This window comes from Cnuibacter physcomitrellae (genome assembly GCF_014640535.1).
GTDB lineage: Bacteria > Actinomycetota > Actinomycetes > Actinomycetales > Microbacteriaceae > Cnuibacter > Cnuibacter physcomitrellae.
On record NZ_BMHD01000001.1, the window covers coordinates 1503554 to 1523799 of the forward strand.

Here is a 20246-nt window from a genome sequence, read left to right on the forward strand (position 1 = left end):
CGGAGAGTCGGGAGGGGTCAGGACGCTTCGCTGAGGAAGGTGAGGAGGTCCTGTCGGGTGATGACGGTGACGGGCTTGCCGTCATCGGTGACGAGGAGCGCGCTGGCCTCGCCGAGCTGCTCCCAGGCCGACTGGACGGGCTCGTTGGCGCCGATCGTCGGGAACGCGGCGTCGACGAAGTCGCCCACCTTGTCGGACATCGACGCGCGGCCCGCGAACAGGTGTCCGAGCAGCGTGTCCTCCGAGAGCGCGCCGACGACCTCGCCGAGCACGACGGGCGGCTCGGCCGAGAGCACGGGCAGCTGCGAGACGCCGTAGGTCGACATGATGCCGATCGCGTCGTGCACGGTCTCGCTCGGATGCGTGTGCACCAGATCCGGGAGCGCCCCGTTCTTGCCCGCGAGGACGTCGCGCACGGTGGCGCCCTCGGAGGCGGGTGCGAAGCCGTAGGAGCGCATCCACTTGTCGTTGAAGATCTTGCCGAGGTATCCGCGGCCGCCGTCGGGCAGCAGCACGACGACGATCGCGTCGGCGGGGAGGTCGGCAGCCGCCTTGAGCGCGACGGAGACCGCGAGGCCCGAGGATCCGCCGACGAGGAGGCCCTCCTCGCGGGCGAGCCGGCGGGTCATCTCGAACGACTCGGCGTCGCTGGAGGCGATGACCTGGTCGACGACGCTCGGGTCGTAGGCGCTCGGCCAGAAGTCCTCGCCCACGCCCTCGGTGAGGTACGGGCGCCCGGTGCCGCCGGAGTAGACGGAGCCCTCCGGGTCGGCGCCGATGATCTGGACGCGTCCGTCGGACACCTCCTTGAGGTACCGACCGGTACCGCTGATGGTGCCGCCCGTGCCGACGCCCGCCACGAAGTGGGTGACGCGGCCGTCGGTGTCGCGCCAGATCTCGGGACCGGTGGTCTCGTAGTGGCTGAGCGGCCCGTTCTGGTTGGCGTACTGGTTGGGCTTGAACGCGCCGGGGATCTCCCGCGCGAGGCGGTCGGACACCGAGTAGTAGGAGTCCGGGTCCTCGGGCGCGACGGCGGTCGGGGTGACCACGATCTCGGCGCCGTAGGCGGTGAGCACGTTGCGCTTGTCCTCGCCCACCTTGTCGGGGAGGACGAACACGCAGCGGTAGCCGCGCTGCTGCGCGACGAGCGCGAGGCCCACCCCGGTGTTGCCCGAGGTGGGCTCGACGATCGTCCCGCCGGGCTTCAGCTTGCCCTCCCGCTCAGCGGCGTCGATGATGCGGGTCGCGATGCGGTCCTTGGACGAGCCTCCCGGGTTCAGGTACTCGACCTTCACGAGCACGGTGGCGGCGATCCCGTCCGTGACGCGGTTCAGTTTGACCAGGGGGGTGTTGCCCACCAGGTCGATGACGCTCTCTGCGTATTCCATGATGTCCTTCGGTGCACGCAGCCGCGGCGACGCTCAAGCGGCGTCGAAGGCTGCGAGGCGGCGGCTGGTCGTGACGGGGTCGTCGGAGTGGTCGTCGCTCAGCGACGACAACACCGGAACCCTGCGAACATGACGTCGAGTCTAGCGGACGGCGGGCGAGACCACATCGAGCTGCTGCGCATACAGCGCCGCGTAGGCGCCGCCTCGCTCCAGGAGCTCGCCGTGCGTGCCGCTCTCGACGATGCGGCCGCCGTCGACGACGAAGATCACGTCGGCCCCGACGATGGTCGAGAGCCGGTGGGCGATCGCGATGGTCGTGCGGCCGTGGCTGGCGTTGTCGAGCGCATCCTGCACCACCCGCTCGGAGATCGAGTCGAGGGCGCTGGTCGCCTCGTCGAGGATGAGGATGGCCGGGTCCTTCAGCAGCACCCGCGCGATCGCGATCCGCTGCTTCTCGCCGCCGGAGAGCCGGTAGCCGCGCTCCCCCACCACGGTGTCGTACCCGTCGGGGAAGCTCATGATGCGCTCGTGGATGTTCGCCCGCGTCGCCGCGTCGATCAGCTCGGCGTCGGTGGCGTCGGGCCGGGCGTACCGCAGGTTCTCGCCGATGGTCGCGTGGAAGAGGTACGTCTCCTGGCTCACCACCCCGAGCTGCGCGATGAGCGACTCGTGCGTGACGTCGCGGACGTCCTCGCCGTCGACGAGCACCGCCCCCTCGGTCACGTCGTACAGGCGGGGCACGAGGTAGGAGACGGTGGTCTTCCCCGCCCCCGACGGACCGACGAACGCGGCGAACTGCCCGGGCTCGATGGTGAGCGAGACGCGGTCGAGGGTGGGATGCTCGCGCTCGCCGTCGGGGTACACGAACGTGACGTCGCGGAGCTCCACGCGCCCGGCGTCGGCTGGCGGCAGGGCGCGCGCGTCGGGCTTGTCGACGATCGCCGGTCGGAGGTCGAGGTACTCGAAGATGCGGGCGAAGAGCGCCCCGGACGTCTGGAGGTCGAGCCCCACGCGCATCAGGCCGAGCAGCGGCCACATCAGCCGCGCCTGCACCGTGGTGAACGCGACGATGGTGCCCGCGGTGATGTCGACGCCGCCGACGATGAGGTAGGCCGACACCACGTAGACGATGGCGGGCACGATGCTGAGGATGATCTGCACCATCGCGAAGAACCACTGGCCCGTCATCTGCTGACGGATGGCCAGCCCGATCTGATTGCGGTTCTCGTCGGCGTAGCGGCCGATCTCGGCGCTCTGCCGGTTGAAGCTCTTGGCCAGGAGGATGCCCGAGACGCTCAGCGTCTCCTGCGTGATCGCCGTCATCTCCGACAGCGACTCCTGCGTCTGCCCGGCGATGCGAGCGCGCACCTGACCGACGCGGCGCTGCACCCAGACCAGCAGCGGCATCAGGATCACGGCCACGAGCGTGAGCTGCCAGCTGAGGAGGAGCATGGCGACCAGGGCCGCGATCACGGTGACGGTGTTGCCGAGGACGCTCGCGACCGTGTTGGTGAGCACGTTGGCCACGCCGCCCACGTCGTTCTGCAGGCGCGACTGGATGACACCCGTCTTCGTGCGGGTGAAGAAGGCGAGCTCCATCCGCTGCAGGTGGGTGAACAGACGCACGCGGAGGTCGCCCATCACGTGGTTGCCGACCTTCGCGGTGAGGAAGGTCTGCCACACACCGAGCGCGGCCCCGACGATCCAGATGAGGACCATGAGACCCACGAGCTCGAGCAGGACGGGCAGGTTGGGACCGCCCTCCGCGGGGAAGAGCCCCACGTCGAAGGCCTGCTCGGTCAGGAGCGGCGGGATCACCGTGAGCCCGGCGGTGACGAGCACGAGGATGCCCGTGACGATGAGCTCGCCGCGGTAGGGGGTGAAGAGCTCGGAGATCCGGCGGAAGAGATGCGGGATGTGCGGGGCGTCGGCGTTCGCGGCGCGCTGAGCAGCCGCGTCGCCGCTCGACACACGGCCTCCGCCGCCACCACCGGCGCCACCGCCTGCGGGGCGCGATCCGCCGCGCATCCCGCCCGCGGCGGCGATGTCGCCCATCCGTCCCATGCCACTCACGCCGCTCACCCTACGCCGCGCCGCCGACGGCCCGGCCCCTGTCCGCCGAGGGCTGACAGGCCCCCGCGCTTTCGCGGCCTTTCTGACCTTTCGCGCGTCCACTGACCGCGCGAAAGGTCAGAGAGGCAGCGAAACCCGGGGGGGGTCAGTTCTGCTGCACGGCTCCGACGCGGAGCTGCTGGATGCCGGACTCGGCGCAGGCGCCGTAGGAGGCGTCGGGGAGGTAGAGGGCGCCGGAGGCGTCGGGCGGGTAGACGCGGAAGCCGTCGACGACGGTCGGGGTGCATCCGTCGTAGTTGCCCGCCTCGCCGATCGTGAGCAGCGAGTACGCCGAGTCGCCGGGGTTCAGCGTGAGGGTCTCGACCCGGACGGTCGGGTCGGGGATCGCCGCGGCGCCGATCTGGGTGCCGTTCTGGTCGCCGACGAACATGACCTGAGGGTATCCGCTCATGGTGCACGTCGTGGAGGACGTGTTGGAGAAGACCAGCTGCAGCACGGTCGACCCCGCCGTGCCCTGCGGGTCGGAGGCGCGCACCGCCAACTGCTCCGGCGTGCAGGCCCCGCCCGCCGTGGGGGTCGAGGTCGGCGTCGGAGTCGGGGTCGGTGTCGGCGTCGCGGACGGCGTCGGAGTCGCGGTCGTGGGCGCCGGCGTGGGAGCCGCGGACCCGCCCTGGAGGGAGACCACGACGAGCCCCACGGCGGCGACCACGATCCCCAGGCCGACGACGATCGCGAGGACGATCGTGGCGATCCGCCACCCGTTGCCCTGTGGCATGGACCCGGATGTGCGCGGATCGGTCACGATCGTCCCCCTGCGTCAGATGAAGATGCGGCGTCGGCCGAGGAGCATCAGCCCTTCGTCGAACCGGCGAGGAGCCCTCGCACGAAGAACCGCTGCAGCGCGAAGAACACGATGAGCGGGACGATGATGGCGACGAACGCACCGGCGGTGAGAAGGTACCATTCCTGCCCGCGCGACCCGGTGATCTCCGCGAGGAGTTTCGTGATCGGAGCGATCGAGCCGTCGGCGAAGATCAGCGCCACCAGCAGGTCGTTCCAGACCCACAGGAACTGGAAGATCGCGAACGACGCCAGGGCCGGCATGGTCAGCGGCAGGATGATGCGGAAGAAGATCTGCCCGTGACCGGCGCCGTCGACGCGTGCCGCCTCGATGACCTCGCGCGGGATCTCCGAGACGAAGTTGTGCAGCAGGAAGATCGCCAGCGGGAGCGCGAAGATCGAGTGCGCGATCCACACCTGCGAGAACGTCCCGTTGGAGGGCACGCCCGCGAAGATGAAGTCGTTGCCGACGACCACACCGCGCGAGAACAGGCTGAGCAGCGGCACCAGCGCCATCTGGATCGGCACGATCTGCAGCGCGAAGACGCCGATGAACAGCCAGTCCTTGCCCTTGAAGTCGATCCAGGCGAAGGCGTAGGCGGCCAGCGAGGCGATGGCCAGCGGGATGAGCGTGGCCGGGATGGTGATCGCGATCGAGTTGATGAACGACGAGGCGATCGTGACCTGCGAGTTGCCCGCCCCGAGCACGGCCGAGTAGTTGTCGAGCGTGAAGCCCCAGTTCGAGAAGATCGTCCACCAGCCGCTGGTCTGGATGTCCTGGTTGGGCCGGAACGACGAGACGAGCAGTCCGAAGGTGGGGATCGTCCACAGCACGGCGATGATGAGCGCCGCGATGGTGGCCCCGCGCGAGGTCAGGCGGCGCTTGGTGCGCTTCGCCATCGTCTCCTCGCGCTCGATCTCCGCCTCTCCCCCGCGGAGCTGGCTGCGGGTGGACGGGTCGACCGGCAGGTCGATCGGCTGGACGGCGCTCATCGGATCTCCCTCTGCTTCTTGATCTGCCTGGCGTTGTAGATGACGATCGGCAGCACGAGCAGGAACAGCACGACCGCGAAGGCCGCCGACCGCCCGTACTCGAAGTTCTTGAACTGGCTGTACATCTCGTTCGCGATGACGCTGGTGTCGTTGGCGCCGGCGGTCATCGTGCGCACGATGTCGAACACCTTCAGCGAGGCGATCGAGATCGTGGTGATCACGACGATGAGCGAGGCGCGGATGCCGGGCACCGTCACGTTGATGAACCGCTGCCAGGCGTTGGCGCCGTCGAGCTGCGCGGCCTCGATGTGCTCGGTGGGCACGCCCTTGATGGCGGCGGAGAGGACGACCATCGCGAATCCGGTCTGGATCCAGATGAGCACGACGATGAGGAAGAACGTGTTCCACGGATCCTCCTGCAGCCACTGCACGGGCTGCCCGCCGAGCCAGACGACGACCTGGTTGAGCAGGCCGATCTGGTTCTCCTCCACGGGACGGTACGTGTACACGAACCGCCAGATGATCGAGGCGCCGACGAATGAGATCGCCATCGGCATGAAGACGAGGATCTTGAAGAACTTCTCACCGCGGCTCTTGTCGATGAACACCGCGTAGGCGAGTCCGAAGATCGTGGACGCGACGGGCACGACCAGCACCCAGATGATCGTGTTGATCACGGTGCGAAGGCCCTGCGGCTGCGTGAAGATCCAGATGTAGTTGTCGATGGCGACGAACGAGCCGCGGCTCGAGAAGAAGGAGTCGATGAAGGTCTTGACCGTGGGGTAGACCAGGCCGACGATCAGCAGGATCAGCGCCGGGGCGAGGAAGCCCACCAGCTGGAAGAGGTAGCCCTGCCCCTGCCTGGACCGGAAGTCGAGGATGAAGAACAGGCCGCCCAGGACCGCGGCGATGATGATCGCCCACCACACCGATCCGATGAGGTAGAAGGCGAGCGCCGGGAACACGACGCACGCCGCGAGGCGGATGATCGTGTACTTCCGACCCGAGCGCGGGGCGATCTCGATGAAGAAGAGGATGAGGGCGACGACGATCGCGAACGCCACCACGACGATCGGGATCTGTGCCAGCGGCGGCAGCTTGCCCACCCACAGGAGGAAATCCGACATGACAACCTTTCGAGTGCTTCGTTGAACTCAACCGGCCCGACGCGTCGGCGTCGTAGGGAGAACCTAGCAGGCCGTGAGACTGAAGCGGAGGCCGCCCGGTGATTCCGGACGGCCTCCGCCTTCAGCGGCGGGCTCGACCTACTCGGTCGGCCAACCGCCCTCGATCTGCTCGAGCACCTGCGGCTGCGGGGTGCCGTTGATCCAGTCGACCATGCCCTTCCAGAAGGTGCCGGCGCCGACAGCACCGGGCATCAGGTCGGAGGCGTCGAACCGGAACGTGGTGTTCGGGTCCTGGAGGATGCCGATGGCCTGCTGCAGGATCGGGCTCTTCGCGTTCGCGGGGTCGAGGCCCTTGTTCGCGGAGATGACACCACCGAGCGAGACGCGGCTGTTGGCCCAGTCGGCGCTCGAGAGGTACTCCTGCACCTTGACGGTGTCGGCGTCGTTCGAGAACGCGCCGACGATCTCGCCACCACCGGTGACAGCGGTCTCACCGGACGTCACCGGCGGGGTCACGAAGGCCCAGATGTCGGCGTCGGGGCCGACGGTGGCGCCGGCGTCGGTGAGGAAGCCGTCGAAGAACGAGGCCTGGTGCGTCAGCGAGCACTTGCCCTGCGCCATCGCGGTGGCCACGTCGCCGAAGGCGGTGGAGTTGATCGACGAGACATCGCCGTAGCCCGCGTTCACGTACTGCGGGTTGAGGAGGATGTCGCCCACCGAGGTGAACGCGTCGGAGATGGGCTGGTCGGTGAACTTGACCTCGTTCTTGACCCACTGGTCGTACACGTCGGGGCCGGACTGGCGGAGCACCAGGTCCTCGACCCAGTCGGTGCCCGGCCAGCCGGTGGCGTCACCGGAGCCGAAGCCGGCGCACCAGGGGGCGCTGCCGGTCTTGGCCTGCATGTCCTTGGTCAGGGTCAGCATCTCGTCCCAGGTCTCCGGGACCTTCCAGCCGTTGTCGGCGAACTGCTTGGGCGAGTACCAGACGAAGCCCTTGACGCTCGCCATCAGCGGCGCGCCGTAGAGGGTGTCGTCGACGGTGCCGTACGCCTTCCAGTCGCTCGACCAGTTGTCGTCGACGTTCTTCGCGACGCCCTCGGGTGCCGGCTGCAGGAAGCCGCGCGAGGCGAGGTCGGAGAGGAGGCCGGGCTGCGGGAAGATCGCGAGGTCCGGCGGGTTGCCACCCTGAGCCCGGATGCCGATCTGCGACTCGAACTCCTTCGACGACTCGTACTGGATGTCGATGTTGTTGGCCTTCTCCCAGTCGGCCCACGACTGCTCGAGAAGCTCGGCCTCGGTGTCGGCGATGGTGCCGTAGACCGTGACGACGCCGTCGGCCTCGCCGACGGTGTTGCCGCCGCCACTGGCGTTGCCGCCACCGGCGTTGCCGGAGCAGCCGGCGAGAGCGAGTCCGAGTCCCGCAGCGATCGCGATCGGGACTCCGATTCGGCGAGGCAGTGTTGCCCGCATTTCTCCTCCTCATTGAGTGAATGTGATCTCTCGCAACGTGGTGCCGTGCGAGCTTTAGGGAAACCTTTCCATAAGTCTCAGGAGAGCACAAGAACTCTGTGCATCGGTATCCGATCGTGATGAACCACGCCGAGAGAGCGCTCCCACGGATTTTCGGGCATCCGACCGGGTGATCACGAGAGAGCGCTCCCACGACCGTTACGAAATCGTGATTGTGCAAGCGTTTCCACATTGGGTAGCCTGGCGAGCGCGAGCGACGAGGCTCGGCTTGAGGAGGCTGTGGTGACGGGCATCGAGGACGTCGCGGCGCTCGCCGGGGTCTCGAAGGCGACCGTGTCGAGGGCGCTGAGCGGACGAGGCTACGTGTCCCCCGCCACGCGGGACCGGGTCTCCGAGGCCGCCGCGAGCCTGGGCTACGTCGTGTCGTCGAGCGCCTCGAGCCTGGTCACCGGCAGATCCAACAACGTCGGGGTGATCATCCCGATCATCAACCAGTGGTTCTTCGGCAGCATCCTCGACGGGGTCGAACGGGCCCTCCTCGAACGCGGCTACGACCTGATGCTCTACAACGTCTCCAAGAGCGGCGAGGAGCGCAGCCGCGTCTTCGAGTACTTCCTGGTGCGCAAGCGCGTGGACGCGATCATCGCGGTCACGCTCGAGATCACGCCCGAGGAGGCCAGGTCGCTGCTCGCCCTGGGCAAGCCGATCGCGGGCATCGGCGGCCCGCTGGAGGGCATCCCGACGATCAGCATCGACGACGTGGCCGCGGCCCGGCTCGCGACCGAGCACCTGCTGATGCTCGGGCACCGCGACATCCTCCACGTCGGCGGCGACCTCGCCGAGCAGATGGACTTCCACGTCCACTCCAAGCGCCTGACCGGCTATCTCGAGGCGATGGAGGCGGCGGGCATCCCCGCCGCGGAGACGACGTTCGTGGCGACCGCGTTCGACATCCCCGGCGGATACCACGTGGGCAAGCAGGTGTTGGGCGACCCCCGACGACGGCCGACGGCGATCTTCGCCGCCGCCGACGAGATCGCGATCGGGATCATCCTCGCCGCGCGGGAGCTCGGCATCTCGGTGCCCGACGACCTCTCCGTCATCGGCATCGACGACCATCCGCTGGCCGAGCTGTTCGGGCTCACCTCGATCCGGCAGCGTCCCGGGGAGCAGGGGGCTCAGGCGGTGGAGTTCGTCATCCGTCAGCTCGAGGAGCCGGGGTGGGCCCCTCCCCCGCGCCACACCGACGTGCCCGCGTCGCTCGTGACGCGCTCCTCGACCGCCCGCCCGCGCGTCCGCTGACGCGGCCACCCGCGCGTCCGCTGACGCCCCCGCCCGCCGTTCGCGGACCGTGGACGCAGGAAGCCCCGGGCCCGCAGGGGCCCGGGGCTTCCGGAATTCAGCGGAAGCTGAGACTACTTGAGGGTGACGGTCGCGCCGGCCTCTTCGAGCTGGGCCTTGGCCTTCTCGGCGGTCTCCTTGTTGGCACCCTCGAGGACGGGCTTGGGGGCGCCGTCGACGAGAGCCTTCGCTTCACCGAGGCCGAGGCTGGTGAGCGCGCGCACCTCCTTGATGACCTGGATCTTCTTGTCGCCGGCAGCCTCGAGGATGACGTCGAACGAGTCCTTCTCCTCGACCTCCTCGGCGGCAGCGCCACCGCCGACAGCGGCGGGGCCGGCGACGGCGACGGGAGCGGCGGCGGTGACCTCGAAGGTCTCCTCGAACGCCTTGACGAACTCGCTCAGCTCGATGAGCGTGAGCTCCTTGAACGCCTCAAGCAGTTCCTCGGTGGAAAGCTTTGCCATGATGTTCTCCTTGTGTGTGGTTTCTGATCTCACCGCGAACGTCAGTTCGCGGACTCCTGCTTCTCACGCAGCGCCTCGACCGTGCGAACGGCCTTCGAGAGCGGAGCGTTGAAGAGATAGGCGGCACCGAACAGCGAAGCCTTGAAGGCGCCTGCCAGCTTGGCAAGCAGGACCTCACGGCTCTCGAGGTCGGCCAGCTTGGTGACCTCTTCGGGCGAGAGCGGGTTACCGTCGAAGTACCCGCCCTTCACCACGAGAAGAGGGTTTGCCTTGGCGAAGTCACGCAGCGACTTGGCGACGGCCACGGGGTCACCGTGGACGAAGGCGATCGCGGAGGGACCGGCGAGCTCGTCGTCGAAGACGGTGATGCCCGCGTTGTTGGCCGCGATCTTGGTCAGCGTGTTCTTCACCACGGCGTACGTCGCGTCTGCACTGATCGACTTGCGCAGCTGCTTGAGCTGAGCAACAGTGAGACCGCGGTACTCGGTCAGCAGTACGGCGGTCGAGCTCTGGAACTTGTCCGTGAGCTCGGCGACCGAAGCTTCCTTGTTCGCCATGGCGCTCCTCATTAGTGGTTGTCGCCGCAGGCCCCGCCCCTCGCGGAGCGGCCAGGTCGCATGAAAAAAGCTCCGGCGCAGATGCCGGAGCTTGTCAGAACACACGCACGGAGGCGCTTGGTCTTCACTTCGTCACCTGCGCAGGTCGTCGTTCTCACGAACCTTCGATCGGTGCTTCCTTCGGGACGGATCCTTCTGGGCACACCGATGACCGGCGGTCTTTGGCTCAGACAAGACTAGGCGGTCGCCGCCTCCGATGCAAACCGGAGGCGGCGACCGCCTGTCGAGGGCTCTGCCGAGAGGCCGCGTCAGACGCGGCGGCTCCCGGTGAGCAGTCGCACGAGGAACACGATGACGGCGAGGACCAGGAGGATCAGGCCCACCCACAGCAGGAAGTTCAGCGAGCTCACGAAGCCGCCGGTGAACAGGAGGATCACCGCGATGACGGCGATGATGATCAGCAGGATGTTCATGGTGTCGTTCTCCTCACTCAGGGATCGGGTGATCCTGGCAGGACGCCACTCGGATTGCGTGGCGGTCCCGACCGCCCTCGAACCTACGCCGGGCCGTCACCCTCGGCGAGGGGTCGTCCCGATTGCTCAACCGGAGTAGAGTGATCGCCCGCAAGCGGGAGGGTGAGGGTGAACACCGTGCTGCCGGGCGCGGACTCCACCGAGACGGTGCCCTCGTGCGCCTCCGTCACCGCCTTGACGATCGCGAGCCCCAGGCCGGTGCTCCCCGCGTGCCGCGAGCGCGACGCGTCGCCGCGCACGAAGCGCTCGAACAGCGTCGGCAGCATGTCCGGTTCGATGCCGGGGCCGTCGTCTCCGATGGTCACAACCGCGTGGCGCGAGCCGTCGTCGGCGCGCCCCTCCCGCGCGGCCACGGTCACGGTCGTCCCCGGGGGCGTGTGCACCCGGGCGTTCGCGAGCAGGTTCGCGAACACCTGGTGCAACCGGTGGCGGTCGGCGGAGACCTCGAGCGGCTCCTCCGGGAGGTCGAGGTCCCAGTGGTGATCGGGACCGGCCGCGTGGGCGTCGCTCACCGCGTCCACCAGCACGAGCGAGAGGTCGACGTCGCTCATCGCCAGCTCGGGCCTGGAGTCGAGGCGGGCGAGCAGCAGGAGGTCCTCGACCAGCGTCGTCATCCTCGTCGCCTCCGACTCGATGCGTCCGAGGGAGTAGCGGATGTCGTCGGGCAGCTCCACGTCGGCCCGCCGGGTGAGCTCGGCGTAGCCGCGGATGGAGGCCAGCGGCGTCCGCAGCTCGTGGCTGGCGTCGGCCACGAACTGGCGCACCTTGTTCTCGCTGCGCTGACGCGAGGTGAGCGCGGCGGCGACGTGCTCGAGCATCCCGTTGAGGGCCGCGCCCACGCGCCCCACCTCGGTGCGCGTGTCGGTGTCGCGGGAGGGGACGCGCTCAGCGAGCGCGACCTCGCCGCGGTCGAGCCGCATCCGGGCGACCCGCGACGCGGTGGCGGCCATCCGCTCGAGCGGTCTCGTGCTCAGACGCACCACGACGAGGCCGATCAGGCCGGCGACCACCATCGCGGCCGCCGTCACGATCACGATCACCACCACGAGCTGCGTGACGGTGGCGTTCACGTCGTCGAGCGGGAGGCCGATGATCACCGCACTGTCGCCGACGATGGTGCGGCTGAGCACCCGGTACTCGCCGATCCCCGGGATGTCGACGCTCTCCGCGTCGACGGAGGAGATCGTGGCGTCGAGCGCCGCGAGCTGGGGCGCGGAGAGGTACTGATAGCGGCCGTCCGCGGTCAGGACGAGCCCGTTATCGACCACGCCGCCCGCGGCGATGGCCGCGAGGGTGCCCTCGCCCTGCCCGAGCGGGATGCCCGGGGCCGGGCCGCCGTTGCCGTCCTGACCGCGGATGAACTGCTCGGTGCGCACCGCGCTGTCACTGAGCTGGCTGTCGAGCCGGTCGACGAGGAAGTCGTTGAGCACGAGGGTGCTCGTGACGCCGATGATCACGCCCGCGAGCGCGATCAGCCCGAGCACGCTCAGGATCAGCGTGCGCCGGAGGGTCACAGGGAGGCGGGCTTCAGCATGTAGCCGGCGCCGCGCACCGTGTGGATCATGGGCGGCCGGCCCGCATCGATCTTCTTGCGCAGGTAGGAGATGTAGATCTCGACGACGCTCGACTTGCCCCCGAAGTCGTAGCTCCACACCCGGTCGAGGATCTGCGCCTTGCTCAGCACACGCCGCGGGTTGCGCATGAGGTAGCGCAGGAGCTCGAACTCGGTGGCCGTGAGCTCGATCGAGACGCCGTCGCGGAACACCTCGTGGCTGTCCTCGTCGAGCTGGAGGTCGCCCACGGTGACGACGGGGTCATCGGCGTCGGCGACCACGAGGGTCGATCGGCGGATGAGGCCGCGCAGACGCGCCACGAGCTCCTCGAGGCTGAACGGCTTGGTGACGTAGTCGTCGCCGCCCGCCGTGAGCCCGGCGATCCGGTCGTCGAGCGCATCCTTCGCCGTGAGGAACAGCACAGGCGTCTCGTGCCCGTCGTTGCGGACCCGCTGCAGCACCTGGAGACCGTCGATGTCGGGGAGCATCACGTCGAGCACGATGACGTCGGGCCGGAACTCGCGGGCGACCTGGATGGCCGCGCGCCCCTCGGAGGCGGTGCGCACCTCCCAGCCCTCGTAGCGGAGCGCCATGGACAGCAGGTCGGTGAGGGTGCTCTCGTCGTCGACGACGAGGGCGCGCACGGCGGTGCCGTCGGCCCGGCGGAGCTTGGGCTGCTTCACCGTGGTGCCGGAGGCGGCGAGGAGATCGCGGTTGAGGGTCACGACTACGAGTATCCGCGCTCTGCTATGAGAAGCCTATGAACGCGCCACACGTCCGCCGTGCGTGCTCTGAGCCGCGTCAGCGGCGGCGCACCCACGTCTCGCGCATGGCGGCGAGCAGCTCGTCGGCGCGGCGGACCAGCACCTCGATCTCCGACTCGTCGCGCTCGACCCAGCGGCACATCGGCACCGCACCCACCGGCACGAACGCCTCGTGCTGCTCCCACACCACGAGCGTGCGCTCGGCGCCCAGCACGTACTGCTGCCACCACACCTGACGGAGGTAGCTGCGCGGGATGCTGCGCCAGGACTTGCTGGTCGTCTTGATCTCGCAGAGGGAGAGGGCCCCATCCGGGTCGACCCGGATGCCGTCGGGCGTCGCGAGGTGCCGCGCGTCGCGCTCGGCGTGGAAGAGCCCGTCGCTCGCCGCGATGCCGTGCTCCTGAAGCACCCAGGCCGCGATCTCGGGCTCCCGCGCCTTCCCGTGCTCGGTGAACACGTTGCCCGAGAAGCCGGTGCCGTTGAGCTTCTCGTACGCCACCGAGTTCACGGCGTCGCGGCTCGAGAGGCGGGCGACGTCGGTGCCCGTCACGCCGCGAGCGCGAGCACGCAGCCAGCCGCGGCGGTCGGAGCTGCGTGCCACGAGCCGCGTGAGGTGCGGGGGCACGTCGGGCGCGGTGGTCGCCGGCTCGGCCTCCTCCTCCCACGGGAAGGAGAGCATCAGCGACGTGTTCACATCTGACATTGTCGTCGATGCCGACGACATGAGGGGCGCGGTGGACGGAGAGTCGGCTCGGTCTGCCGTCAGTCGAACACGGCGGGCGGGATGTCGCGGCGGGTGACCGTCGTCCTCCGGTCGGTCACCGGTCCTCGCGCCTCGGCATCCGGGATGACCTCGCGAGCGGGCGCGCGGGCCAGGAGCACGGCGAGCCCCACCAGCCAGAGGAGAGCGATCGTGGTGGCGATCAGCTCCAGCACCCCGCCGAGCTCCACGGCGAAGCGGGCCAGCGACAGCAGCCCCCCGGTCGCGGCGATGGCGCCCACCGCGACCGCGGACGCGATCGAGAACCGCGCGAGCGTGCGGTGCGCGCGGTCGACCGCGACCTGGAGCATCACGAAGCACCCGGCGGCGAAGCCCACGACCGCGAAGGAGGTGTGAGTGAAGTCCTGCCAGGTGAAGGACGGTCCGTACGGGATCGGGCAGTACCTCGTGCACGTCACCTGCGAGGCCACGCCGAAGCTCACCGCGGCGACGGCAAGCACGACGGGCGGAGCCACCGAGGCCATCCAGCGCACCCCGGGCCGGATGCTGCCCGCCCAGACGGCCGTGATCGCCGCCGAGGCCGCGACCAGCGTCATCGCCCAGCGGAAGACGACCGCCGTGGGCTCGCCGTCGGCGCCGAGCTCGCTGACGTAGAGGAACCGGGTCGCGCTGAGTCGCGCCACCCAGATGAGCACGAGCCCGGTCAGCGCGGCCCCCGCCGCGATCACGAGCGCCGCGGTACGGAGGCTCGTGCGGGTCATCGGGCCAGGCTATCGAGTTTCCACCGCAGTGACATCGGTGTAACACCGGCGAATCATTGGCCGGTTACGGTGGCCTTCAACGCAGCGACGCGGGTCGCCCGAGCCCCATCGCGCCACCGCTCGACCAGAAAGGCACCACATGCTCGACCAGTGGACCGCATCGGGAACACTCGCCCCGAGCCCTGCCCCGGAAGTCCCCACCACCATGCGCGCCGCCGTCATGCCGCATGCGGGCGACGCCGAGGTGCTCGAGGTCGCCGAGGTCGCCGTCCCGCTGCGGATCAACTCCGAGGTGCTGGTGCACGTCGCCGCCGCGGGCGTGAACCCGATCGACGCCAAGACGCGGTCGGGGCGCGGAGTGTCCGCCGCGATCGAGGGCTACCCGTACGTGCTCGGCTACGACTTCGCGGGCGTGGTCGTCGAGACGCCCTACGCCGCGCATCCGCTCAGCGTGGGCGATGAGGTCTTCGGCGTGATGTCGGTGCCGCGAGGTCAGGGGTCCTACGCCGAGTACGTGTCCGTGCCCTCGCTGCAGGTGACGAAGGCGCCGAAGGCGCTGACCCTCGTCGAGGCGGCGGGGGTGCCGCTCGCGGCGCTCACCGCGTGGGGCATGGTCGTCGACGTCGCGAAGGCCCACGAGGGCCAGCGGATGCTCGTGCACGCGGGCGCCGGGGGCGTCGGGCACTTCGCGGTCCAGTTCGCCGCGTACTTCGGAGCCCACGTCATCGCGACGGGGTCGCCGCGGAACCTCTCGTTCCTCCGCGGGCTGGGCGCCGCGGAGGTCATCGACCACACCAGCACCCGGTTCGACGAGGTGCTGTCCGGCATCGACGTGGTGATCGACCTCATCGGCAACGTGCACGACGAGACCGGCACCCGGTCGCTCACCGTGCTGCGTCCCGGCGGGCTCCTGGTCAACGCGCCCACGGGGAGCTGGGACACGCTCGCCGCGGACGCGGCGGCCGCCGGGGTGCGCTCGTCCACCTACAAGTTCATCCCGGATGCGTCGACGCTCGCCGTGATCGCCCGGCTGCTCGACTCCGGAGACGTGCGAGTGCACGTCGAGGAGGTCTTCCCGCTCGACCGGGCCGCGGACGCGCACCGGGCGATCGAGTCGGGTCACACGCGCGGCAAGGTCGTGTTGCAGGTCGGCGCCCTGCCCCTCTAGGGGCGGGCTGCGGCCGTCCCGGGGCTTCGCGCCGCTCGCGCCGCCGCGGGCCGCTCGCGCCGCCGCCGTGGGCCGCTCGCCGCCGGCCTGGTGCGGGTTGCGCCCGCTCCGAGCGGGGAGGACGGCGTGAGCGCAGTCGTTCGTGCTCGCGGCGGGCGGAACCCGCGGAGCTCAGGCGCTCGCGGCGTCTCCGCGGCCTCCGCGCTGACCGCGATGCCCCCGCCGCTCGCGCTGCCCGTGCCGCGCGGGCTGCCCGTGCCGCTCGGACGGCCGGGTCAGAGCGGGCGCTCCATCACGAAGTCGCTCTCCAGGGTGGAGCCGAGCCGGAAGGTCTTGCGGCCGACCCGCTCGAACCCCGACTTCTCGTAGAAGCGCACCGCGCGGGCGTTCCGGTCGTTCACCCCGAGCCAGACGCCCTTCGCGGTCGTGTCGAGGGCGGCGGCGATCGTCGCGTCGACGAGCCGCCGGGACACCCCGGCCCCGTGGTACTGCTCGCGTACGTACACCTTGCTCAGCTCGATCGTGGGTCGCAGGCGCAGCGCGGACGCGACATCCGCATCCGACGGATCACCCTCGACGAGCATCGTGTAGCCCGCGAACTCGGAGCGATCGGCCTCCCCCTCGGCGACCGTGATGACCCTGGCCGGGTCGGCGAGGTACTCGGCGAAGCGCTCCTCCGTGAGGTTCGCGGCGATGAAGTCGGCGATGTCGGCGGGGTCGGATCCGGGCGGGCAGGCCAGCGGGAACGTGGCGGCCGCCACCCTCGCCAGAGCCGCTGAATCGTTCGCCACCGCACGCCTGACCTCGACCACCTCTCCACCCTAGCGGCGCGCATCCGACCCCTCGTCACGCCGGACGGCGGAGTAAGCTGAGAGCGCTGACGACCTGCCGCGGGAGATCCTTCTCCCGAGAAGGTGCCGTAGGAGCAAACCCTCCCCGGGAATCTCTCAGGCCCCACACCGCGGCGGCGAGGCGACTCTGGAGAACAGCGGCGTTCGACACGGCGCTTACCGAAGGTGGAAGGAGCCCCCGGGCTCCGGGGCTCTCAGGTCACAGGACAGAGCGGGGAGGCGACGACGCCCGGCCACACCGGGCCCGATCAAGGAGCCTCCGTGACCATCAGCGCGTTCGACCTCTTCTCGATCGGCATCGGCCCCTCGAGCTCGCACACCGTCGGGCCCTGGCGGGCCGCGGCGCGCTTCTCGGCCCTCCTCGCCGAGGAGGAGCTGCTGTCGCGCGTGGCGCGCATCCGCGTGGAGCTGTTCGGCTCGCTCGCGGCCACGGGGCGCGGTCACGGGACGCTGCCCGCGGTGATGCTCGGGCTCGAGGGGCACGACGTCGAGACGATCGATCCCGACGAGAAGGACGACCGGGTCGCTCGCTGGCGGGCGTCGGGGCGGATCCGGCTCGCCGGCGGGCCGACGCTCCCGCTGGCGGAGGGCGACATCGTCCTCACGCACCGGATGCTCCCGGAGCATCCGAACGCGCTCACGCTCACGGCGCTCGACGCGTCGGGCGAGATGCTCGCCTCGCGCACGTACTACTCCGTCGGCGGCGGCTTCGTGGTCGAGGACGGTGCGGCGCCGCTGCGGGGCGTGACGTCCGGTAGCACGGGCGTCGGGTTCCACTCGGCCGCGGAGTTGCTCGATCGCGCGTCGGAGGACGCCGACGGGATCGCCGGGGTCATGATGGGCGTCGAGGTCGCGGGCGGGCGCACCGCCTCCGCTGTGCGAGCGCGACTGCTGGCGATCCGCGACGCGATGCGCGGCTCGGCCGAGCGTGGCATGACCCGATCGGGGACGCTGCCCGGAGGGCTCGAGGTGCGCCGCCGAGCCGCCGAGTGGTTCGCCCGGCTGCGGGAGGAGGATCCCGGACGCGATCCGGCCTTCGCCCTCGACTGGGTCGACCTCGTCGCCCTGGCCGTCAACGAGGAGAACGCCTCCGGCGGACGGGTCGTCACCGCCCCCACCAACGGCGCCGCGGGCATCATCCCCGCGGTGCTCGACTACGCGCTCCACTACACGCCGGCGGGCCTCGCCTCGCCCGACGATGCGGCCGTCCGCTTCCTGCTCACCGCGGCCGCCATCGGCTCGATCATCAAGGAGTGCGCGTCGATCTCGGGCGCCGAGGTCGGCTGTCAGGGCGAGGTCGGATCGGCCGCGTCCATGGCGGCGGCGGGTCTCGCCGCCGTGCTCGGGGGCACGCCCGCGCAGGTCGAGAACGCGGCCGAGATCGCCATGGAGCACAGCCTCGGGCTCACCTGCGACCCCATCGGCGGACTCGTGCAGATCCCGTGCATCGAGCGCAACGCCATCTCGGCGGGCAAGGCCGTCAACGCCGCGCGCATGGCCCTGCGCGGCGACGGCGCCCACCACGTGTCGCTCGACCAGGTGATCGAGACCATGCGCCTCACCGGCGCGGACATGCACTCGAAGTACAAGGAGACCGCCCGCGGCGGCCTCGCCCTCACCGTCGGCGTCCACGTCGTCGAGTGCTGACCCCCTCCGCGGCCCGCGGGCGCGGTCCGCGGGCGCGAGTGCCGATCTGACACTCGTGGCGGCCTCGCGCTGGCGGAGGCCACCACAACTGTCATATCCGCGGCCTGAGTGGCACCCCCTGCGCTCTCTCGCACGAGAGCAGCAACGGATCTGGCACGCGTGGTGACCTCCCGCCCGACGACCCCACCACAACTGCCAGATCCAACAGCCCGATCCCACGCGGCCACCTCTCGACGCGCCTCACCAGGGCAGGCCATGGATCTGACACTCGTGGCGACCTCACACTCAAGGAGGCCACCACTACTGTCAGATCAGCGGCCCGGCTGGCGCCGCCTGCGCCCTGACCGACTAGGGCACGGATATGACACTGGTGGCGACCTTGCGCTCAAAGAGGCCACCACGACTGTCAGATCCACTGTCCGACTGGCGCCGCGTGCGCCCTCTCGGACGATGGCAGCTCACGAATCTGACACTCGTGGCGACCTACCGCCCCGTGAACCCGCCACAACTGCCAGATCCACGAAGTCGCTCCGGCCCGACCACCCCAGGACGCACTCCCCCACCAGGGCAGCCCACGGATCTGACACTCGTGACGACTCCCGGCCCATGAACCCACCACAACTGCCAAAGCCACGAAGGCGGGCCAGCCGATCACCTCACGACGCGCTCCCCCACCAGCTAAGCCCACGGATCTGACACTCGTGACGACCTCCCGGCCCATGAACCCACCACAACTGTCAGATCTAAGAGGCCGGCCCAGCCGATCACCTCACGATGCGCTTCCCACCAGCGCAGGCCACGGATCTGACACTCGTGGCGACGTCCCCGCCCATGAACCCACCACAACTGTCAGATCCGCCAGCCCGGTAACCTCGCGACACCCACCCTCACCAGAACACCCCACCGATCTGACACTCGTGGCGACCTGCCGACCGATGGACCCACCACGACTGTCAGATTTACTCGCCCCCATGGCGCCCGGCCACCTCACTCGTGGCGACCTTCCGAGACCCGGCGCAGGGCGGGGGTGGTCAGCGGGGCGGGAGGCGGAGGGTGGGGAGAGGGCAGCCGCGGCGGCGGAGGTGCAGGGCGAGCTGGGCGAGGAGGTCGCGAGGGCTCGGGGTGAGGTCGGCGGTCGTGACACGGAGGGCGATCCAGTCGAGCGACTCGAGCTCGCGGTAGCGGGCGACGTCACGGAACCACTGACGGCGGTCGGTGCGGTGGTGGTCGCCCTCGTACTCGATCGCCACCCGGTACCGGGGATAGGAGAGGTCGGCCTTCGCCACGATGAAGCCCTCGGCCGACTGGACGTACCCGTTCACGACCGGCTCGGGGAACCCGGCATCGACGATGGCGAGCCGCAGCGCGGTCTCGCGGGGCGAGTCGACACCGGGACGCGCCTCGGCGAGCGCACGGGCGAGCCGTGCAGCCTGGGGATGCGGATGCGCGGCGATGGACTCCGACAGGTCGGCGGCGGTGCGCGTGCTCAGCAGGTGGTCGACGACGCTCACGAGCTGCACCCGGTCGAGGTCGGGTGCGGAGTCGCAGATCGTGCGTCCGGGAGTGCTGACCCAGAGGCCCGCGGGTACCCGCACGCGCTCGACCGCGCGCGACTGATGCCCGACGACACCGCGGATGCGCGGGGCGCGGACCGGTGCAGGCACCGTCACGTGCAGGTCGTCGCCGTCGGAGGCGGGCATCGGCAACCCCCAGAGGAGCGCCGCGGTACGGTGGCTGAAGCACGCACCCTCGGGGAGGACCGTCGAGAGCGCGACACAGCGCATCAGCAGGTCGTCGGCGAGTGCGGCCGGCACACGGACGTCGCGGTGGGGCGCCGCGAGATCGGAAGCGCGGAGCCGGCTGCGCGACAACCCCGACGTCGAGGCGCGGAACGGCCGGGCGGCGAGCCGCCGAGGGAGGGCGAGGTACCGGGTCATGAGCCCATGGTCGACGACCGGTGGTGTCCTCGGGTGGTGGTGAGCGCATCCGTGGACC

18 protein-coding genes and 1 riboswitch are annotated in these 20246 nt (G+C 70.0%); of the genes, 3 read left to right on the plus strand and 15 right to left on the minus strand.

Annotation, left to right across the window (positions count from 1 at the left end):
- Positions 1-17: 17 nt before the first annotated feature.
- The 6 genes from IEX69_RS07015 to IEX69_RS07040 form a co-directional block, all read right to left on the minus strand.
- Positions 18-1388, minus strand: a complete 1371-nt coding sequence (locus IEX69_RS07015) for a cystathionine beta-synthase (RefSeq protein WP_085020341.1) — start codon at positions 1386-1388, stop codon at positions 18-20.
- Positions 1389-1529: 141 nt separating this feature from the next.
- Positions 1530-3416: an ABC transporter ATP-binding protein gene (locus tag IEX69_RS07020; protein ID WP_229756415.1), complete on the minus strand. Its 1887-nt coding sequence runs from the start codon at positions 3414-3416 to the stop codon at positions 1530-1532.
- Positions 3417-3606: 190 nt separating this feature from the next.
- Positions 3607-4236, minus strand: a complete 630-nt coding sequence (locus tag IEX69_RS07025; protein ID WP_085020343.1) for a DUF4232 domain-containing protein — start codon at positions 4234-4236, stop codon at positions 3607-3609.
- A 74-nt stretch (positions 4237-4310) separates the two neighbouring features.
- Complete coding sequence (locus tag IEX69_RS07030) at positions 4311-5294, minus strand: carbohydrate ABC transporter permease (protein WP_085020344.1); 984 nt, start codon at positions 5292-5294, stop codon at positions 4311-4313.
- Positions 5291-6421: a carbohydrate ABC transporter permease gene (locus tag IEX69_RS07035; RefSeq protein ID WP_085020345.1), complete on the minus strand. Its 1131-nt coding sequence runs from the start codon at positions 6419-6421 to the stop codon at positions 5291-5293. The genes IEX69_RS07030 and IEX69_RS07035 overlap by 4 nt, the downstream gene beginning before the upstream one ends.
- Before the next feature lie 138 nt (positions 6422-6559).
- Positions 6560-7891, minus strand: a complete 1332-nt coding sequence (locus IEX69_RS07040) for an ABC transporter substrate-binding protein (RefSeq protein ID WP_085020346.1) — start codon at positions 7889-7891, stop codon at positions 6560-6562.
- A 282-nt stretch (positions 7892-8173) separates the two neighbouring features.
- Between IEX69_RS07040 and IEX69_RS07045 the strand changes: the two genes are divergently transcribed.
- A complete protein-coding gene (locus tag IEX69_RS07045) occupies positions 8174-9193 on the plus strand; it encodes a LacI family DNA-binding transcriptional regulator (RefSeq protein WP_085021532.1) in 1020 nt (339 codons plus the stop codon).
- Positions 9194-9306: 113 nt separating this feature from the next.
- On the opposite strand, the gene rplL is transcribed toward IEX69_RS07045, so the two are convergent.
- The 7 genes from rplL to IEX69_RS07080 form a co-directional block, all read right to left on the minus strand.
- On the minus strand, positions 9307-9696 hold the full coding sequence (gene rplL / locus IEX69_RS07050) for a 50S ribosomal protein L7/L12 (protein WP_085020347.1): 390 nt from the start codon (positions 9694-9696) through the stop codon (positions 9307-9309).
- 41 nt (positions 9697-9737) lie between these two features.
- Positions 9738-10253 (minus strand): 50S ribosomal protein L10, encoded by a 516-nt coding sequence (gene rplJ, locus IEX69_RS07055; protein WP_085020348.1) that lies wholly within the window; start codon positions 10251-10253, stop codon positions 9738-9740.
- Positions 10254-10561: 308 nt separating this feature from the next.
- On the minus strand, positions 10562-10726 hold the full coding sequence (locus tag IEX69_RS07060; RefSeq protein ID WP_174604479.1) for a hypothetical protein: 165 nt from the start codon (positions 10724-10726) through the stop codon (positions 10562-10564).
- Positions 10727-10809: 83 nt separating this feature from the next.
- On the minus strand, positions 10810-12300 hold the full coding sequence (locus IEX69_RS07065) for a sensor histidine kinase (protein WP_217348614.1): 1491 nt from the start codon (positions 12298-12300) through the stop codon (positions 10810-10812).
- Positions 12297-13064, minus strand: coding sequence for a response regulator transcription factor (locus IEX69_RS07070; RefSeq protein ID WP_085020349.1), 768 nt, complete (start codon positions 13062-13064; stop codon positions 12297-12299). The genes IEX69_RS07065 and IEX69_RS07070 overlap by 4 nt, the downstream gene beginning before the upstream one ends.
- 76 nt (positions 13065-13140) lie before the next feature.
- Entirely contained in the window at positions 13141-13782 is a 642-nt protein-coding gene (locus IEX69_RS07075; RefSeq protein WP_085021534.1) for a YqaJ viral recombinase family protein, read from the minus strand.
- 83 nt (positions 13783-13865) lie between these two features.
- On the minus strand, positions 13866-14585 hold the full coding sequence (locus tag IEX69_RS07080; protein ID WP_085020350.1) for a DUF998 domain-containing protein: 720 nt from the start codon (positions 14583-14585) through the stop codon (positions 13866-13868).
- A gap of 139 nt (positions 14586-14724) precedes the next feature.
- Between IEX69_RS07080 and IEX69_RS07085 the strand changes: the two genes are divergently transcribed.
- Positions 14725-15753: an NADP-dependent oxidoreductase gene (locus tag IEX69_RS07085; protein WP_373284435.1), complete on the plus strand. Its 1029-nt coding sequence runs from the start codon at positions 14725-14727 to the stop codon at positions 15751-15753.
- A gap of 275 nt (positions 15754-16028) precedes the next feature.
- On the opposite strand, the gene IEX69_RS07090 is transcribed toward IEX69_RS07085, so the two are convergent.
- Positions 16029-16565 (minus strand): GNAT family N-acetyltransferase, encoded by a 537-nt coding sequence (locus IEX69_RS07090; RefSeq protein WP_085020352.1) that lies wholly within the window; start codon positions 16563-16565, stop codon positions 16029-16031.
- A gap of 69 nt (positions 16566-16634) precedes the next feature.
- Positions 16635-16725: riboswitch (glycine riboswitch) on the plus strand.
- Positions 16726-16865: 140 nt separating this feature from the next.
- Between IEX69_RS07090 and IEX69_RS07095 the strand changes: the two genes are divergently transcribed.
- Positions 16866-18251: an L-serine ammonia-lyase gene (locus IEX69_RS07095; RefSeq protein WP_085020353.1), complete on the plus strand. Its 1386-nt coding sequence runs from the start codon at positions 16866-16868 to the stop codon at positions 18249-18251.
- A gap of 1031 nt (positions 18252-19282) precedes the next feature.
- Here the strand turns inward: IEX69_RS07095 and IEX69_RS07100 are convergent.
- Positions 19283-20188, minus strand: coding sequence for a hypothetical protein (locus IEX69_RS07100; protein ID WP_085020354.1), 906 nt, complete (start codon positions 20186-20188; stop codon positions 19283-19285).
- Positions 20189-20246: the final 58 nt, after the last annotated feature.

What these genes read in the sequence shown, in the direction of transcription:
- IEX69_RS07085 (WP_373284435.1), top strand. Translation starts at nt 14,725, where the DNA reads ATGCTCGACCAGTGGACCGCATCGGGAACACTCGCCCCGAGCCCTGCC.
- IEX69_RS07100 (WP_085020354.1), bottom strand. Translation starts at nt 20,188, where the DNA reads ATGACCCGGTACCTCGCCCTCCCTCGGCGGCTCGCCGCCCGGCCGTTC.
- rplL (WP_085020347.1), bottom strand. Translation starts at nt 9,696, where the DNA reads ATGGCAAAGCTTTCCACCGAGGAACTGCTTGAGGCGTTCAAGGAGCTC.
- IEX69_RS07060 (WP_174604479.1), bottom strand. Translation starts at nt 10,726, where the DNA reads ATGAACATCCTGCTGATCATCATCGCCGTCATCGCGGTGATCCTCCTG.
- rplJ (WP_085020348.1), bottom strand. Translation starts at nt 10,253, where the DNA reads ATGGCGAACAAGGAAGCTTCGGTCGCCGAGCTCACGGACAAGTTCCAG.
- IEX69_RS07030 (WP_085020344.1), bottom strand. Translation starts at nt 5,294, where the DNA reads ATGAGCGCCGTCCAGCCGATCGACCTGCCGGTCGACCCGTCCACCCGC.
- IEX69_RS07020 (WP_229756415.1), bottom strand. Translation starts at nt 3,416, where the DNA reads ATGCGCGGCGGATCGCGCCCCGCAGGCGGTGGCGCCGGTGGTGGCGGC.
- IEX69_RS07040 (WP_085020346.1), bottom strand. Translation starts at nt 7,891, where the DNA reads ATGCGGGCAACACTGCCTCGCCGAATCGGAGTCCCGATCGCGATCGCT.
- IEX69_RS07025 (WP_085020343.1), bottom strand. Translation starts at nt 4,236, where the DNA reads ATGCCACAGGGCAACGGGTGGCGGATCGCCACGATCGTCCTCGCGATC.
- IEX69_RS07075 (WP_085021534.1), bottom strand. Translation starts at nt 13,782, where the DNA reads ATGCTCTCCTTCCCGTGGGAGGAGGAGGCCGAGCCGGCGACCACCGCG.
- IEX69_RS07080 (WP_085020350.1), bottom strand. Translation starts at nt 14,585, where the DNA reads ATGACCCGCACGAGCCTCCGTACCGCGGCGCTCGTGATCGCGGCGGGG.
- IEX69_RS07035 (WP_085020345.1), bottom strand. Translation starts at nt 6,421, where the DNA reads ATGTCGGATTTCCTCCTGTGGGTGGGCAAGCTGCCGCCGCTGGCACAG.
- IEX69_RS07015 (WP_085020341.1), bottom strand. Translation starts at nt 1,388, where the DNA reads ATGGAATACGCAGAGAGCGTCATCGACCTGGTGGGCAACACCCCCCTG.